This is a genomic window from Hymenobacter radiodurans (assembly GCF_004355185.1).
Lineage (GTDB): Bacteria > Bacteroidota > Bacteroidia > Cytophagales > Hymenobacteraceae > Hymenobacter > Hymenobacter radiodurans.
The window spans coordinates 2,987,500-3,004,052 of record NZ_CP037922.1 but is presented as its reverse complement, the minus strand read 5'-3'; the positions used below and the strand labels follow the sequence as shown (position 1 = coordinate 3,004,052).

The following is a 16,553-nucleotide window of genomic DNA, read 5'->3' as shown; positions in this document are numbered from 1 at the left end:
TACGAACTAATTAGAAGCCCAGATTTAGACCAACAGTAAAGGTGCGTGGACGAGGATAGAAATTCCGGTCGATGCCGTTGAAAATCTCGGGATCCAAGCCTTGGTAATCGCTGATAACGAATAGGTTCTGAACAGCGAAGGTCAGGCCAAAGTTTAGCTTTTCATTGAAAAAACGTCCACCATTATATCCCAGCGTGATGTTGTCCATGCGCACGAACGAGGCGTTCTCTACATAGTAATCTGAGAAGAACTGGTTATTGGCAAAATTGGTCTCCAACACGTTCTCAGATACGTTGCCGAGGAAGTTGTTCGGGTCAAATAGACCACGGTACGTACCCCGGTCGGAATACACGTTGTTGTACACGTAGTTATCGAGGTAGCTACGCAGTGTAAACGACAGGTTGAACTTCTGGTACGATACATTAGAGCTCAAGCCTAAGGTAGTCTTAGGGTTAGAGGACTTGTAGCGATACTTGTCCAATTCCGTCACCTGACCGTCACCATTTAGGTCGGCATATACGCCTTCCAACGGCGCACCTTCCGTATTGTATACCTGCTTGTACACGTAGAACGAGTTAGCGGGGTAACCAACAGAGTTGATCTGAATCCGGTTGCCAGTACCACCCGAAATGTCCCCTACCAGATACCCGGCGAAGTTGGGGTCATTTACGTCGTTCAGACTAGTGATTTTGTTCTCGTTGTAGGCCACGTTGAAGTTGACACTCCAGTTGAAATTCTCGGAGCGAACAGGCACCAAGTTCAGTGCTACTTCAACGCCACGGTTCTCCAGACTGCCGATGTTGCGGGCAAACTCGTTAATGAGGTTAGAGCCGGCAGGTAGGGCTACTACAGCCAGCAGGTCTTCTGTATTACGCTTATACACATCAATCGAGCCCGAGATACGATCATCCAAGATGCCATAGTCAAGGCCAGCATTGTAGGTGGTCGTTTCTTCCCATTTCAGGTCGCGGTTGTAGCCTTCAGGGCGTAGCGTCGACACGAAGCGGGGGGTACCATCGGGGTTGTAACCAACCTGAATCTGGGTGTTTAAGTCACCTTGGGTGTAACGAGCCAAGAAAGGATAATTGCCCACGGCTGTTTCCAGATCCTGTTGACCTGTAATGCCATAGCCACCACGCAGCTTAAGCTGGGAGAGAACGTTTACGTCCTTGAGAAAGGCTTCTTCTTTGATGTTCCAGGCAAGTCCCAAGGCAGGGAAGTAGCCAAACTGGTTGTTGTCCACAAAGCGGGAAGTACCATCAGCGCGAAGCGTAGCCGTAGCGCTGTAGCGGTCTTTCAGGCTATACACGGCGCGGCCGAAGAAAGAAACCAGCGTGTTCTGCGTTTTGAAAGGGAAAGGGAAGGGAGCCGGAGCGAACTGAGTCCGGTCTTCGCGAAGATCAGCGAAGCGGGGCTCTTCCCGAATGAAGTCCTGGTAAGAATAGCCCCCCGTGAGGTCGAGGCGGCTGCTACCAAAGGCCTTCACGTAGTTCAGATAGAAGTCAAGCAGCTTGTTGTAGCGGTCCTGAGCGTACTGGTTGTTTTCACCGCCGCGGGTGAACGAGCGAGCCGCAATAGCTGGAACAAAGCGAGTGCCTTCGCTGGAAGAGCGGTCCATACCCAAGTTCAATACGGCGCGCAGATCGGGCAAGAAAGGTAGGCGGTAATCGAGCTGTACGTTGCCGATGAAACGGTCAACGGTAGCCTCATCGCGGCGCTGCTCCAGCAAGGCTAGCGGGTTGCGGGTAGCAGTAGGAATAGGGTTGCCGCTTGGCTGAGCCCACTCAAAATAGCCGCCAAATGCGTCGCCCGTAACGGGCTTTGTAGGGTCAAAATTGGTAGCGGCTCCGATGGCCCCTTCATCAGCGAAGAAGCTGTTTGCACGGCTGCCTTTCGCGTTTATAGTCAGGCGAAGGTTATCGTTGAGCAATACGGGCGTGAGGCTGATGGAACCCGTAATACGCTCTAGGTTGCTGGTTCTCAGGATACCATCTTGGTTTAGGTAACCCGCTGAAACCCGGAAGGGTAGTTTCTTCCAAGCTCCCGTTAGGCTGATATTATTGTCGTAGGTAGAAGCCGATTGGAAAATCACATCCTGCCAATCGGTACTAGCTGCTCCTACCAATGCCTTTTGTGTTTCATTGCCCCGCTCATTCACGACAGCGCGAAACTGGTCAGCGGAGAGAACATTGATTTCGTTTACTTTCTTCGAGCGTGAGTACTGGGTGCTAAATGCAACAGTCAGCTTCTCACCTTCTAGGCCCTTTTTAGTCGTTATGATGATAACACCATTGGAAGCGCGTGAACCGTAGATGGCGGTGGCTGAAGCGTCTTTTAGTACGGTGTAGGTTTCAATATCATTTGGGTTGATGGTGCTCAGAGGGCTTGCCGCGCCGCTGATGCTGTTGCCGTCAATTGGTACACCATCGATTATAATGAGGGGTTCGTTGGTAGCGTTCAACGAAGCACCACCCGAATGCGGATATTGCTGTTTGAGCCCGGGGCGCCACCGCCCGTCGTGATTTGCACACCGGCTACTTTACCATTGATGAGCTGCTCGGGGTTAGTGATTTGTCCCTGCACGAAGTCTTTAGAGTCAACGGTAGCTACGGAGCCCGTCACGTCCTGCCGACGCTGGGTACCATAACCTACTACTACTGCCTCGTTGAGCAGGGTAGTATTTTCGCCTAGGGTCGCGTTCAATTCGGTGTTTTGCCCTGCTGTAATGGCAAACGGCAAACGCTTCGTAGTGTATCCAATAAAGGATACGACCAAGGTTTGCTGGCCCGCCGGCACGTTTTGAATAGAGAAAGTACCATCAGCATTAGTGGAGTTACCCAGGGACGTACCCTCAACCAGTACAGTCACGCCGGGTAATCCTTGACTCTGTTCGTCCAATACCCGACCACTCACGGAGCCGGTCTGAGCGAACGCGCCGGTAAAACCGGCACAGATGAACAAGAGGAGAAACAATAGTTTCGCCAAGTAAGGGTGTTTCATTGAAAAAATGTTTGAGGTGGGAATAAACAAGCCGGCCAAGCCGGGTAAGCAAAAAGGCGTGCGATGAAGTGAGGAACTGATATAGCCGGCGGACTAAAAAATTCAGCACTAATCATTTCAACCGCACATTCTAAAATGGTGAAAAAACTGCGCAATTTAAAGTTTTGACGTTAAAAAATGCAATTAATTTATGCGTAGAAAAAGAGAAAGAAATTGTTAATACTTAATATACCGGTGAAGTATATACTTCAGTGTTAGATGGCCATAGTGGCATTAGAAACACCTTTTTGCTACAACACAGTGAATAAAATAGGCCATCTCACTTGTGAACAGAGATTTTCCTGACTTACATCCTTTTTCTATAAGGTTAAGCTGGCGCATTGTATAAAAAACACAATCGATAATTCTTTTTGTCAACCGCATATATGACAGGCCAAATCATAGAAAAAATAAATATTTCTGACCGGAAGAAAATTAGAAGTTGAGTGACGCTAGCTTCTATCATTCACGTGCTTTACACAAACGCTTGTGTAAAGCACGACTTACTACCTATCACCGGGTTTAAAACTTTTATTGGGTCTTAAGCGTGAGTGTGTTAGCAGTTAAGCTAGCCGCAGTAGCTGTGAGTTGTGCTGTTCCCTGTTTGGGGGGCATTTTTAGTAGAATAGTGGCAACCCCGGCTTCTGCTTTCACCGGATTATCGCCAATCAGCTCGCCGCCTTTTGTGGTGAAGCGCACCGAATGAATCGCATCTGGTACAATCGTACCGTTTTCGTCTACTACAGAGGCGTACACGAAAACGGCGTCATTCTGACCGGCTGCCAGATCTTTGCCGTGCCGGGCATACGTAAGCTTCAGACTTTTGGCAGCGCCCGGCGTGCGGCGCTCAGTTTGGGCCGCCGACTTGCCTTTGTAGTAACCTATGGCTCGCAAGGTACCGGGCGTGTAAGCGGAAAGCGCGAAGGTGAACGGCGGATGCGGTAGCTGATCAGAAAAATTGTTTTTATCCGGCCGCTGGCGGGCTATTACCTTGCCGTTGAGCGACAATTCTACTTCGTCGCAATTGCTGTACACCACTATTTGCTTGCTGGAAGTTGGCTGCCAGTAGTTGGCGATGTATACCATAGGCTTACCGAAGCCGTGGGGGGCATTTATGGGGCCATACTGGCTCTGGTAGAAGTAGTAAGCAAACTTCGGTAGGCGGAAAATGTCGGCTACGCCGGATGACTCAATATCGGGGGCATAGCCGCGCTTATAGTCGAACATGAGCCAGTTGGCATCACCCACAGCGGGACTGCGGTAGTTGTCGTTGTGGGCTTCCTGGAAGTTAAGGGCTTGTTGGGCCAATGCTCGCTCGCCCTGCCCGCGCAGCTGGCGCGAGGTCCGCTCCGATTCTTTCAGGCCCGCGTAGGCAGTCTGATTGAAGCCAGCATTGTGGGCATAGTATTCCCAGTCGCCGTATTCACACAGAAACAGGGGCTTTTTGCCATCGTATTTGTTCCAGTAATCGGGGGCTTTACGGTGCTGGCGGGCGGGAATAAATACATCGTAAGCGTAGTCCATCCAGCCGCACGTATACACGCCTTCTTTCCAGGGTAGTTCCTCGTGCACGGCCGCGTGGGTTTGCTCCATGTAGGGCTTGCTCATGTCGGTTTCATTCAACGACGACTCCCAGAGCACGATGCTGGGGTGGTTACGGTCGCGCCGCACCATATCGCGCACGTCCTGCAGGCTGTTTTTCTGGAAATCAGCGTCGCCAAAAAACTGCCAGCCCGGAATCGAGTTCATTACCAGAATTCCTAACTCGTCGCAGGCCTGCAAAAATGCCGGAGAGGGCGGATAGTGGGAGCAGCGCACGAAGTTGAACCCCGCCTCCCGAATCTGCCACGCGTCGCGGTACTGGGCGTTGTCTGATAGGGCGTAACCCAGATAAGGATATTCCTGGTGGCGGTTGGTGCCGCGTAAGCGCAGTTTTTGGCCGTTTAGGTAAAAACCATCAGTGGCAAAGCGAATGGTCCGTACGCCAGTTTTCACTTCTTGGCGGTCAATGACTTCGCCGTCGCGTAGCACTTCCACCATCAAACGATATAGATACGGTGTTTCCGGCGACCACAACTGCGGCTTCGCAATTGAAAGCTGCTGGTTGACTTTCCCGAAAGCACCAGCGGCAATAGTGGATTCTTGATTCTCCGTCTTGCCTACCGAGGTGCCTTTTGCGTCGAGCAAGGTAGCGCGTACTTGCACCTTCTGCGCTTCGGCAGCATCGTTCTGCACATCGGTTTGCACCTGTAGCGTCGCCGATTGGGGGCTTACGTTTTCGTAGTGCAACAAAATGCCGCCACCCGCTGGCCGCCCGACTTGTATGGGGTCGGTGATGTATACTTTATCCTGAACTAACAGTTGAACCGAGCGGTAGAGGCCACTGTAGAAGTTGAAATCTAGGTCCTTGAGGGGTTTGCCGGGCGGCACATCGGGGTTGTCCTGATTATTAAGCCTTACCACCAAACAGTTCTCCTCACCGAACTTGAGCTGACGGGAAATGTCTACCATGAAGGGCAAATAGCCCCCCAGGTGCCGCTGGAGCCGCTTGCCATTCAGGTACACATCGGCCGTGTGCATGGCCGCCCCGAAATGTAGGGCTACTCGCTTAGTGGAATCGGTGGCGGCTACCTGGAAAAACTTGCGGTAAAAGCAGATGGCCTGCCACTGCTTTTTATCGGTGACAACAGGCTCGATTTGAGCCGTATGCGGCAACGATACGGCGATCCACTGCGCCGTGCTATCGGCCGTTTTGGCAAAAAGAGAGGTGGTGACAACTGTATCAATGTCTTTAACAAACTGCCAGTCCTGGTTGAAATCAACGGCTGGAGCCAGGCTTTGGGGCTTATCGGGGCGGTTGCACTGACTTAGCGCGGCAACCAACAAAAAGCCTGCGCCGAGGCGTGAAAGAACCGGTGAGAGCGTCGGGATAGAAAACATGCAGCTTATCGTAAAGAGACTGATTCGAGATCAACGTGCAGCTGACCATTGGCCGGCGCAGCGCCTTGGACCACTACTTGCAACACCTCAGCGTCGGGGAGCCTGAACGCCGATTGGGGGGCAAATTCATGCGTAAGCGGCAGAAAACCGGGGTAGGGGCGAGGCAGCAGCAGGAGCGCATCGGGGCGGAAGGCAGAAAGCGGAATGCGCACTTCTTGCGTTTCGGCGCCAAGCTGTACGGTAGCAGCGTATGCCGCCGCGTCTTTGGTTTGGAGCACCACTTTCACGGTGGTTGCGGGCTGGTTGGCGCGGCCTTTCACCACTACTTCTTTGAAGCTGGCTAACTCCGTAGCTCGCCCTGCTAACTTATGACCAAAGTAAGTCCGCAAAGCCGCCTGCGGACCAGCCGGTGCCGCTGGTTTCGACTTATCGGGCTGAGCGACTACTAGGCGCAATGCCAACTCGCCAGTCGGAGTGGTAACATAATCCGTCCAGCTGGTGGAGGTGAGGCCACGCGCTTCTACTTGGTCCTTATCTAGGGCCGCGGTAAAGAGAGGTAAAGGCGTGCTGGCTGCCACAATGGGCACTGCATAATTCTCGGCGTGATAATAATCCCAGTCGCGGGGCTGGCCCGTGAAACCGCCGGGAAACGTCAGCGCCTGCTGCCCCTTGCGCAGCACAATCCAGTAGCGCAACAAGCCCGGATACGCTAGCTCGGCGGGCACCGTAGCCTCCACCGTCGCGTAGCTGGTAGTAGTCATGGGCAACACTTGGGTGCGGCCATAGTAGTGCTGGGCCACCAGAAAGACACTGTCCTGCGGCTCGGCTCCGGTAAGGCGAGCCGTGATGCGAACTGGCTGCCCCGCTGAAACCTGCGCCATCGGCTTATGCAGTACCTGGGGGCAATTTTGGTAGGATCTGGAGCGGCAAACTCGCCCAGCTTGATGTGGTTGAAAGCGGATTGAGCCGTATAGCGACTGGTCGATTTGCCCCCCGCCGCCAGCAGATACACGCCGGGCCGCACGGTGGCGCGCCCATCACTTGCCTGTGTTTGCGTAGTGTTGCCTTCATTCAGGCCGCGTAGGGAAAAATTGCCCCCCAGCTCGGCTAGCGTGATTTGCAGTGGCTGGTTGTTCCACAAAATCTGCGTGACGGGCTTGCTCAACGAGGCTTTTTCGAACGGGTCGCGGATGGGCACGGCATCGGGCATTACTTCCAGTCGCCATACGCCAGCAGCCAGCCGGTCGAGGAAGTAGGCGCCGGTGCCGCCGTAGCTCACAATGGGCGAGGAGCCAACGCCCGCTACACGGCGCAAACTGGCGGCCTTTCTGGGCTGAGTGGTGGTGGAAGCAGTATAGTAGAACTCTTCCGGCGTGTTCATCTCGCTGAGCTGCTGCCGGTAGCTCACCCGAAACGCATCAAACACCGAGTCGGCCGGATAGTTGGGAAACGACTGGCTCCGGCCCACGCGGTGAAACACTTTAGACGCAATCAGCAGGCTCAGGGCCTTGGCCGGCGTGTAGGCCAAGTTCAAGTAATGCGTCTGGTATTCTGTGTTGGCGAAGGCAATAGCCATCGGGTCGTAGGCAAACTGCGTGGCCCACTGAAAACCAGCCTCCCGGAAGCTGCGCGCCATAAACGGGTACATCACCGGTTGAAGTATGTCGGCCGACTCAAACTCGTACACCATCTTGGCCTTGCTAGTAAAGCGCCTATCGGTGCGGAATGGAATCGGATAGTGGTCCACGTACGGCAGGAAGTTGCCGCGTAATGCGTGTCCGCTCACCAAGCCTTGTGGGTACCACTGGAAGGTGACGCCATCCACCTTGGCGTCCAGAATGGCATCGTACACATCCGGACTTTCAGCAATGTTGTAAAATACCGGTTTGCGGCAGCCGGTGGCGCGAATGGCTTGGGCCATGCGGTTGACGAAGGCCGTTACAGGCGCCTCAGGCTTGCTGTATTTCGGCTCATTGCAAACCTCGTAGGCGATGATATCCGGGTCTTCGCGGTTGAGCAACTTGGTGTAGGGATTGCGGTGGTTCAGAAACTGTGTCAGATACCGTTCCTGCGCCAGTATCGCCCGTGGGTTGGTGTAGGCTTGAGCTTTGGAGTAAATGCTGGAAAAGCCCGTACCAGTGTCGGGCTCCGGGTAACCATTATTCCAGTAAGCAATCGGCGTCAGAATAATCTTAATGCCGCGCTGCTTGAGTTCAGCCACCAGAAAATCGAGCAGCTTGAGGTGCTCATTTTCCTGCAAATTGCCGAGTGTATCCGTGATTTCCACATCCCACACATGGACGCGAAACGCATCCAGACCCAACCGCGACAGGTGGTACACATCCTGCCTGATGGCTTGCTCGTGCGCAGCGCCCACGCGCTGGTGAGCCCGGTAAGCGTGGGCAAACGGGGTAGTATAGTTTACGCCAAATAAGGCTACCTCTTTCTTCGTTTTCTGCCACCGCAGCACGCCCTGCTTGTCTACAAATACGTCGCCCTCCGGCCGGCGGGTAGCTTCTTGCGCTAGTGCTGGGGTGAGGAAGGCATCACTCCAGAGCAGAAGAAAGAGTAGAAAGCAGCGTAAATGAGTAAGCATAAAGTGAACATTATCAGCTTTTAATAAAACCGCAGATACGGCTACGGTAGCTGTTTTGCGCAAACGATTGCGTTGCAAAGGTAGGGCATTATTCTATTTCGGCGTGGTATAAAAACGGGATGATACGGCAGCCTTATCTTTACCAATTACTTAAGCTCGACACCACGAACATCTCCGGGCGCCGACAACACTCTTTTTGCATGCGTCTTCCTTCCTTATCACTCAGCTTGCTCTTGTGCGCAGGCTCCCTACAGGCCCAGGTTACGCTGCGCGTTGACCACGTACCAGCCAATACACCCACCGATGCCGTACTGTATGTGGCGGGCTCTTTCAATAATTGGAACCCCAAAAATGCCCCCCACGCGCTTACCAAAAATGCGGATGGCAGCTACCAGGTGATTTTGCCCCCAGCACCGGCAATTTCGAGTACAAATTCACGCGTGGCACCTGGGAAACGGTAGAAACTGATGCTGCCAACAAAGCCGTCGAGAATCGGCGATATTCGGCTGCCGCGGGCAAAACGGTCACCCACGTAATCAGTAATTGGCAGGATCTGGCGGGTGGCGCACCCATCAAGCAGCACACACTGACTCCTAATGTGACTGTGCTGACCGACTCGTTTGCTATTCCTCAACTCAACCGAAAGCGGCGCGTGTGGGTGTATCTGCCCAACGACTACGCCACCAGTAATCGGCGCTACCCCGTGCTGTATCTGCACGATGGCCAGAATGTCTTCGATGAGTTTACGGGCTTCAGCGGTGAGTGGGGCGTGGACGAAACACTGCGTCAGCTGCAACTAGCTGGGCATGATGCGGGCTGCATTGTGGTAGCCGTGGACCACGGCGGCGACACGCGCCTCGATGAGCTCTCGCCGTGGCGTAATGCGAAGTATGGTGGCGGGCAGGGCGATGCCTATCTCAATTTTATGGTGCAAACCCTTAAGCCGCACATTGATGCAAAGTATCGTACCTTAAAGAATCGTCAACATACGGGCATAGCTGGCTCTTCCATGGGTGGCCTGATTTCGTTGTACGCGGGCTTAAAATATCCCCGAGTGTTCAGCAAAATCGGAGTGTTTTCGCCGGCTTTGTGGTTCGCGCAGGACTCTGTTTTTGCCTACGTGCGCCGCACTAAAGTGCGGCAGCCCATGCAGTTTTACTTAGTCGCTGGCGAACAGGAAAGCGAGACAATGGTGCCGCTGATGGCTGCCATGCGAGATTCTTTGCGAAAAGCAGGAGTGAAGCCCGCGGCCATCAGCTACCACGCTGTGCCGGATGGCAAGCACGCCGAGTGGTTTTGGCGGCGTGAGTTTCCGGCCGCTTATCAGTGGCTATACCAATCGAATGCGCCGGGGGGCAAAAAAGCGCGTGTCAGGCAATGACGTTGAGCAAGCTATGGCGTTGGCGATTTAAAAATTACTTGCGCAGTGTGAGTTCGCCCGTATATTTGCGACACAAACGCCTTTACTCAGTGGCAATGAATTTCTCAATGACTTCGCAAGCATGGTGGTGGCCTCTCCGAAACTCCGGACGGGAAAACCTGTGCGTGCGGTAAGGTCATTTGTAAATAGAACCTCGCATCAAACATAAAGGAAAGCCCGGCCACCCGCCGGGCTTTTTTGTTTTCCGGTGGTTTAAAACAGAAGGCATCGCTCACCGCCCAAAAGCCCCCCGCGTCCCATGAATAACTCACCGCAACTTACTTACTTGCTCAAAACCCGCCACGTACGCCTGCTGGCCGATACCGTGACGCCGGTGGGGCTTTACCTGCGTCTGCGCGATCAGTATCCCAACTGCCTACTGCTGGAAAGCTCCGACTATCACGGGCAGCAGAACGCATTCAGCTACTTAGCCTGCGACCCGCTGGCGCGCTTTGAGCTAAGCCGCAGTGAGCTGACCCAAACCTTCCCGGACGGCACCACTACCACCGAAACGCTGGTACAACCCCGCCTCGCTCTCGATCGCCTGCGCGAATTCGCGAGCCGCTTCCAAACGGAGAAAAGCGAGTTCGATTTCATTACTGGGGGCTTTTTGGCTACATGGGCTATGAGGCGGTGCAGTATTTCGAAGACCTTACCCTGAACCCCGCCAAAGAATCGGCCGGCCAGATTCCGGACATCATTTACGGCACCTACCGCTACGTCATTGCCATCAACCACTTCCGCAATGAGCTGTACGTGTTTGAACACTCGCCCGCCGATGAGCCCACTGACCACGACGGCCTGACGCGACTGGTGAACCTAGTGCGCAATCCGAGTTTGCCGGAGTTCGGTTTTGCGCCGATAGGTGATGAGACCACCAACCTGACCGATGAGGAGTTTTTAGAGAAGCTGGCCGCTGGCCAGAACCACTGCCGCAAAGGCGACGTGTTCCAGATTGTGTTGTCGCGCCGCTTTTCGCAGGGTTTTGTGGGCGATGAGTTCAATGTGTACCGCGCGTTGCGCTCCGTGAATCCGTCGCCTTATCTGTTTTATTTCGACTACGGCAACTTCAAAATCTTTGGCTCCTCGCCCGAAACTCAGTTGCTAATTAAAGGGCGCGCCGCCAGCCTGTTTCCCATTGCCGGCACTTTCCGCCGCACCGGCCACGATGCCGAAGATGCCGCCCTCGCCCAGAAATTAGCCGACGACCCCAAGGAAAATGCTGAGCACGTGATGCTAGTTGACCTAGCCCGCAACGACTTGGCTCGCCACGGCGACGAGGTGAAAGTGAAGGTCTTCCGCGAAATCCAGTACTACTCCCACGTCATCCACCTAGTAAGCGAAGTAACTGCCACGCTGGCTCCCGACGCCTCGCCGCTGCAAGTAGTAGCCGATACGTTCCCGGCCGGCACGCTCTCCGGTGCCCCTAAGCACAGCGCCATGCAGCTCATAGATAAGCTCGAACCAACGGGTCGCGGCTACTATGGCGGCGCCCTCGGCTACTTAGGCTTCAACGGCGACTTCAACCACGCCATTATGATTCGCTCTTTCCTTAGCACCGGCAACCAACTCCATTACCAAGCCGGCGCCGGCGTAGTAGCCGCTTCCGACATCAATTCCGAACTAAACGAAGTGCATCACAAGCTAGCCGCCCTGCGCAAAGCCTTGAAAATGGCCGAAGCAATAGGGGAGAAGCTTACCGCCACGGCTAGCAAGTAAAACTACTAAGTGTTTGTCATGCTGAGCTTATCGAAGCATCTCTCCCGCTTCGTTGCTATAGCATTGAAGTTACCAACCAGTAGAGATGCTTCGACAAGCTCAGCATGACGTTCATTAATTCGCTTAAACTCTCTCGCCCTCATGAGTATCCTCGTTCTCGATAATTACGATTCCTTCACGTACAACCTCGTGCAGCTCCTGCGCGAGTTAGGCTACGGTGCCCAAACCACCGTCGTGCGCAACGATAAAATATCGTTGGAAGAAGTGGAGCAATACGATTCCATTCTGCTTTCACCCGGCCCCGGCGTTCCTGCCGATGCTGGCCTCATGCCCGCCATCATCGAGCGCTATGCGCCCACGAAACGGATGCTGGGCGTATGCCTTGGCCATCAAGGAATTGCCGAGGCTTTTGGGGGCAATTGTATAACCTGCCCGCCGTGCTGCACGGCATTGCCACCGACGCTGATATCATTACTGGCGAGGACAGGTTATTCAAAAACCTGCCTACCAAATTTAAGGTAGGCCGCTACCATTCCTGGGTTGTAACTCCTGAGTCGATGCCGGCAGAACTGGAAATAACGGCCAGCGACGCTAATGGTCAGGTGCTAGCCCTGCGTCACCGCCAGTATGACGTGCGCGGCGTGCAGTTTCATCCCGAATCCATCCTGACCGAACACGGCCACGAAATGCTGAAAAACTGGCTTGTTGACTAAAATGAAGCACCATGCTCAGAACGTCATGCAGAGGCGGAGCCGAAGCATCTCGCGTGCTGATGAGAGGTTAGTAATCCCACTAAACACGCGAGATGCTTCGCTCCGCTCGGCATGACATACGAATAAGAAACAGGTCAGTACAATCTCTATAAATCACCGATTTTGAAACAGATCCTCACCACCCTTTTTGACCAGCAAACCCTCACCCGTGAGGAAGCCCGCGAGGCTATGTTTCGCCTGGGTCAGGGAGGCGTCAATGCATCCGAAACGGCCGCTTTTATGACCGTGTACCGGATGCGGCCCATCACGGTGCCGGAATTGAGCGGCTTCCGCGATGCCCTGCTCGACCTCTGCCGCGACCCGGAACTAGGCACCCACGAAGTGCTTGATATTGTGGGCACTGGCGGAGATGGTAAAGACACGCTCAATATCTCCACGCTGGCCTGTTTTGTAGCGGCTGGTGCAGGCTATAAGGTGGCCAAGCACGGCAACTTCGGGGTGTCGTCGGTGTGTGGTTCTTCCAATATATTGGCTCACTTCGGCTACGATTTTGAGGCGCCATCCGACAACCTAAGGCGGCAGCTAGATGAGGCGAATATCTGCTTTCTGCACGCGGCAGCCTTTCACCCGGCCATGCGCCACGCCGGGCCCGTACGCCGCGAATTGGGCGTACGCACTTTCTTCAATATTTTGGGTCCGTTGGTTAATCCAGCGCGGCCAGCAGCCCAATTGGCGGGGGTGTTCAGCCTAGAATTGCTGCGTTTATATAACTACTTGTTTCAGCAAACCAGCACCCGCTACGCCGTCGTTCACGCGCTCGACGGCTACGATGAACTGTCGCTGACGGGCACCGCCAAAGTAGTGTCGGCGCGGGGCGAGCAGGTGGTAACCGCCGCCACGCTCGGTATGCCTACTTATACCGCTAATGACCTAGCTGGGGGACAAACTGTAGCCGAATCTGCCGCATTGTTTCTGCAAGTGCTTGATAACAAAGGAACCACTGCCCAGCGCGATGTCGTAACGGCAAATGCCGCTCTGGCTATTCAATGCGCTGACCCCGCACTGTCGCTGCCCGCGGCGTTGGAAGCAGCTCGTGAGTCGTTAGCGAGTGGGCGCGCTCGGGGGCTTTTCGGCAGTTGTTGAACGTGTAAATGCACGAATCTGCATTTCTACATCCTGCTCTACCTATTCATTTTCATCCTCACAGCCGACCAAACTCCGCGGCTTCTTGTTCTTAACTCATGGCTACTATCCTTGATCAGATTATTCAACATAAGCGCGGCGAAGTAGCTGAGCGCCAAAGCTTGGTGCCGGTGAAGCTGCTAGAGCGCAGCCTGTACTTCAAAACGCAGCCATTATCGCTTCGTCACTACCTATTACGCGAAGACTTAAGCGGTATTATCGCCGAGTTTAAGCGCAAATCGCCTTCAAAGGGTTGGATAAATCCGCATGCGCCCGTAGAGCGCACGACTATTGGCTACATGCAGGCCGGTGCTTCGGCGCTGTCGGTGCTCACGGATAAGGAATTCTTTGGGGGGCAAAATGAGGACTTGATAACAGCGCGCCGCTTCAATTTCTGCCCCATTCTGCGCAAAGATTTTGTGATAGATGAGTACCAGATTCTAGAAGCCAAAAGCATCGGTGCCGATGCCGTGCTGCTCATAGCAGCCGTGCTTACGCCCGCCGAAATAGCAAAGCTTGGTCGCTTCGCCCGCAGCCTAGGTATGGAAGTGTTGTTGGAAGTGCACAACGCCGAAGAACTGGACCGCAGCCTCGACGCTGAAGCAGTCAACTTGGTAGGCGTCAACAACCGCAATCTGCACGACTTCAGCATGAGTTTGGAAACTTCCGCTGAGCTGGCTGAGCGCATCCCTGATGAATTCGTGAAAGTATCGGAAAGCGGGCTGAGCACCGCAGCCGCTATCCGGCAAGTGCGTAGTTATGGTTACCGCGGCTTCCTGCTGGGCGAGGCTTTCATGCGTCACAGTCGCCCCGAAAAAGCATGCGCCGCGCTAGTGCAGGAATTACAAGCTACCGAGCCGATTACGGCGTAAAACACAGCGTCAATTCAGTAACATGAAGCCTACTTTATATATAAAGGTGTGCGGAATGCGCGAGGCGCATAGCTTGGCGGCCGTGGCAGCGCTGCAACCGGATTTTCTGGGCTTCATATTTTATCCCAAATCCAGTCGCTATGTAGGGCAAGAGCTAAGCACGGCCAGCTTAGAAAATTTACCCCCCAACATCAAAAAAGTGGGCGTCTTTGTGAATGAAGCGACTGAAGTTATCAGGCAGCGAGTGCAGGAGTTCAAACTAAACGCTGTGCAACTCCACGGCGATGAAACGCCCGCCCAATGTCAGGAACTGCGTGCGTCGGATTTGCTGGTACTCAAAGCGTTTGCGCTGGGGGGCAATTTTGACTTCGATACGCTATTGCCCTACGTCCCGCACTGCGATTATTTCCTGTTCGACACCAAAGGCGAGCAGCCCGGCGGCAACGGACTCGTCTTCGATTGGCAACTCCTGCGCGACTACGCCTTACCCGTTCCCTACTTTCTCGCCGGAGGCCTCGACCTAACGCACGCCGAAACGCTGCGGAACCTCCAGCTGCCCGGCTTGTTTGCCGTAGACTTAAACAGTCGGTTTGAAATTTCTCCAGGTAAGAAAGACCCGATTCGGCTGGGGCAGATGTTTCAGCAGCTTCGGGGCGCGGCCGTTGCCGAACTAATAGACATTAAGCACAAGAACGTGTCATGCTGAGGAATCGAAGCATCTCTCCCGCTTCGTTGATTCTACTTATCAGTAGAGATGCTTCGGCAAGCTCAACATGACACCGTTTTAACTAACTGATTTCAAAACCAGCATCACAACCCTTCACCTTCGATATGGCTACTACTTCCGCTTTCCAACCCAATGCCCGTGGCTACTACGGTGAGTTCGGGGGGCATTTATTCCCGAAATGCTCTACCCAAACGTGGAAGAATTGCGTGAGCAATACCTCACCATCCTCGCCGACCCCGACTTTCAGCGCGACTACCAGCAGCTCCTGCGCGACTTCGTGGGCCGGCCCACGCCGTTGTTTGAAGCCAAGCGCCTGTCGGCTCGCTATGGTACCCGCATCTTCTTGAAGCGCGAAGACTTGTGCCACACCGGCGCCCACAAAGTCAATAACACTGTCGGTCAAATTCTGCTGGCGCAGCGCTTAGGTAAGACGCGCATTATTGCCGAAACTGGCGCTGGTCAGCACGGCGTGGCTACGGCAACCGTCTGCGCTCTGATGGGGATGGAATGCATCGTTTACATGGGTAAAACCGACACCGAGCGTCAGCGCCCCAACGTGGAGCGGATGCGCCTGCTCGGCGCCGAAGTGCGCCCCGTTACCAGCGGCAGCCAAACCCTCAAAGACGCCACCAACGAAGCCATCCGCGACTGGATCAGTAACCCCGTGGATACACACTACATTATTGGTTCGGTAGTAGGCCCACACCCGTATCCCGATTTGGTGGCGCGTCTGCAAGCCATTATCAGCGAAGAGATTAGAAAGCAACTGCTAGAGAAAGTTGGCCGCGAACTGCCCGACTATGTGGTAGCTTGCGTGGGCGGCGGCTCCAATGCGGCGGGGGCTTTTTATCATTTCTTGGATGAGCCTTCCGTGAAGCTGATTGCAGTAGAAGCGGCTGGTAAAGGCATTAGCTCGGGTCATTCCGCGGCAACCTCAGTGCTGGGAAAGCCGGGTATTATTCACGGTTCGCGCACCTTGCTTATGCAGGACGAAGACGGCCAGATTACGGAGCCGTACTCTTTATCGGCGGGCCTCGATTATCCCGGTATTGGTCCGTTACATGCCTTTCTGGGCGCATCGGGTCGGGCACGATTTATCTCGATTGAAGACGAGCCGGCTTTACGGGCGGTGGCCGAGCTGAGTCGTTTGGAGGGCATTATTCCAGCCTTGGAAACGGCGCACGCGCTAGCAGCTTTACCCGAAATAGGGGCGGGCCCTGATGATATTGTGGTGCTGAACCTCTCGGGCCGCGGCGACAAAGACTTGGATACTTACCTGAAATACGCCGAGCAAATGCACTAAGGTGGTGGCCCATGACTTACTGCACGAACTCACTAACTGATC

8 protein-coding genes and 3 pseudogenes are annotated in these 16,553 nt (G+C 54.3%); 7 read left to right on the top strand and 4 right to left on the bottom strand.

Annotated elements, in window-relative coordinates:
- Positions 1–10: 10 nt before the first annotated feature.
- The 4 genes from EPD59_RS13955 to EPD59_RS13945 form a co-directional block, all read right to left on the bottom strand.
- On the bottom strand, positions 11–2,461 hold the full coding sequence (locus EPD59_RS13955) for a SusC/RagA family TonB-linked outer membrane protein (RefSeq protein ID WP_240731406.1): 2,451 nt from the start codon (positions 2,459–2,461) through the stop codon (positions 11–13).
- On the bottom strand, positions 2,458–3,000 hold the full coding sequence (locus EPD59_RS22635) for a carboxypeptidase-like regulatory domain-containing protein (protein ID WP_240731405.1): 543 nt from the start codon (positions 2,998–3,000) through the stop codon (positions 2,458–2,460). Before EPD59_RS22635 ends, EPD59_RS13955 begins: the two co-directional genes overlap by 4 nt.
- Before the next feature lie 570 nt (positions 3,001–3,570).
- On the bottom strand, positions 3,571–5,979 hold the full coding sequence (locus EPD59_RS13950) for a glycoside hydrolase family 2 protein (protein WP_133273324.1): 2,409 nt from the start codon (positions 5,977–5,979) through the stop codon (positions 3,571–3,573).
- Between the two features lie 757 nt (positions 5,980–6,736).
- The gene (locus EPD59_RS13945; protein ID WP_133273323.1) at positions 6,737–8,575 is read right to left on the bottom strand and encodes a cellulase family glycosylhydrolase; all 1,839 of its coding nucleotides are present in this window, start codon (positions 8,573–8,575) and stop codon (positions 6,737–6,739) included.
- A 337-nt stretch (positions 8,576–8,912) separates the two neighbouring features.
- Between EPD59_RS13945 and EPD59_RS13940 the strand changes: the two genes are divergently transcribed.
- The 7 genes and pseudogenes from EPD59_RS13940 to trpB all read left to right on the top strand — a co-directional run bounded on the left by EPD59_RS13940 (position 8,913) and on the right by trpB (position 16,511).
- Positions 8,913–9,956 carry an alpha/beta hydrolase gene (locus tag EPD59_RS13940; RefSeq protein WP_133273322.1) on the top strand — a complete coding sequence of 348 codons (1,044 nt, stop codon included), beginning with the start codon at positions 8,913–8,915 and terminating at the stop codon, positions 9,954–9,956.
- 298 nt (positions 9,957–10,254) lie between these two features.
- Positions 10,255–11,714: pseudogene (locus EPD59_RS13935) on the top strand (anthranilate synthase component I family protein).
- Positions 11,715–11,855: 141 nt separating this feature from the next.
- Positions 11,856–12,427 (top strand): annotated as a pseudogene (locus EPD59_RS13930) (anthranilate synthase component II).
- Positions 12,428–12,589: 162 nt separating this feature from the next.
- Entirely contained in the window at positions 12,590–13,570 is a 981-nt protein-coding gene (gene trpD / locus EPD59_RS13925; RefSeq protein WP_133273321.1) for an anthranilate phosphoribosyltransferase, read from the top strand.
- Positions 13,571–13,668: 98 nt separating this feature from the next.
- Positions 13,669–14,481, top strand: a complete 813-nt coding sequence (trpC, locus tag EPD59_RS13920; RefSeq protein ID WP_133273320.1) for an indole-3-glycerol phosphate synthase TrpC — start codon at positions 13,669–13,671, stop codon at positions 14,479–14,481.
- 22 nt (positions 14,482–14,503) lie between these two features.
- Complete coding sequence (locus tag EPD59_RS13915; RefSeq protein ID WP_133273319.1) at positions 14,504–15,187, top strand: phosphoribosylanthranilate isomerase; 684 nt, start codon at positions 14,504–14,506, stop codon at positions 15,185–15,187.
- A gap of 125 nt (positions 15,188–15,312) precedes the next feature.
- Positions 15,313–16,511, top strand: a pseudogene (gene trpB, locus EPD59_RS13910) (tryptophan synthase subunit beta).
- Positions 16,512–16,553 lie beyond the last annotated feature (42 nt).

Excerpts from the sequence above, each read along its gene's own strand:
- EPD59_RS22635 (WP_240731405.1), bottom strand. The coding sequence starts at position 3,000 with ATGAAACACCCTTACTTGGCGAAACTATTGTTTCTCCTCTTGTTCATC.
- EPD59_RS13950 (WP_133273324.1), bottom strand. The coding sequence starts at position 5,979 with ATGTTTTCTATCCCGACGCTCTCACCGGTTCTTTCACGCCTCGGCGCA.
- EPD59_RS13945 (WP_133273323.1), bottom strand. The coding sequence starts at position 8,575 with ATGCTTACTCATTTACGCTGCTTTCTACTCTTTCTTCTGCTCTGGAGT.
- trpC (WP_133273320.1), top strand. The coding sequence starts at position 13,669 with ATGGCTACTATCCTTGATCAGATTATTCAACATAAGCGCGGCGAAGTA.
- EPD59_RS13915 (WP_133273319.1), top strand. The coding sequence starts at position 14,504 with ATGAAGCCTACTTTATATATAAAGGTGTGCGGAATGCGCGAGGCGCAT.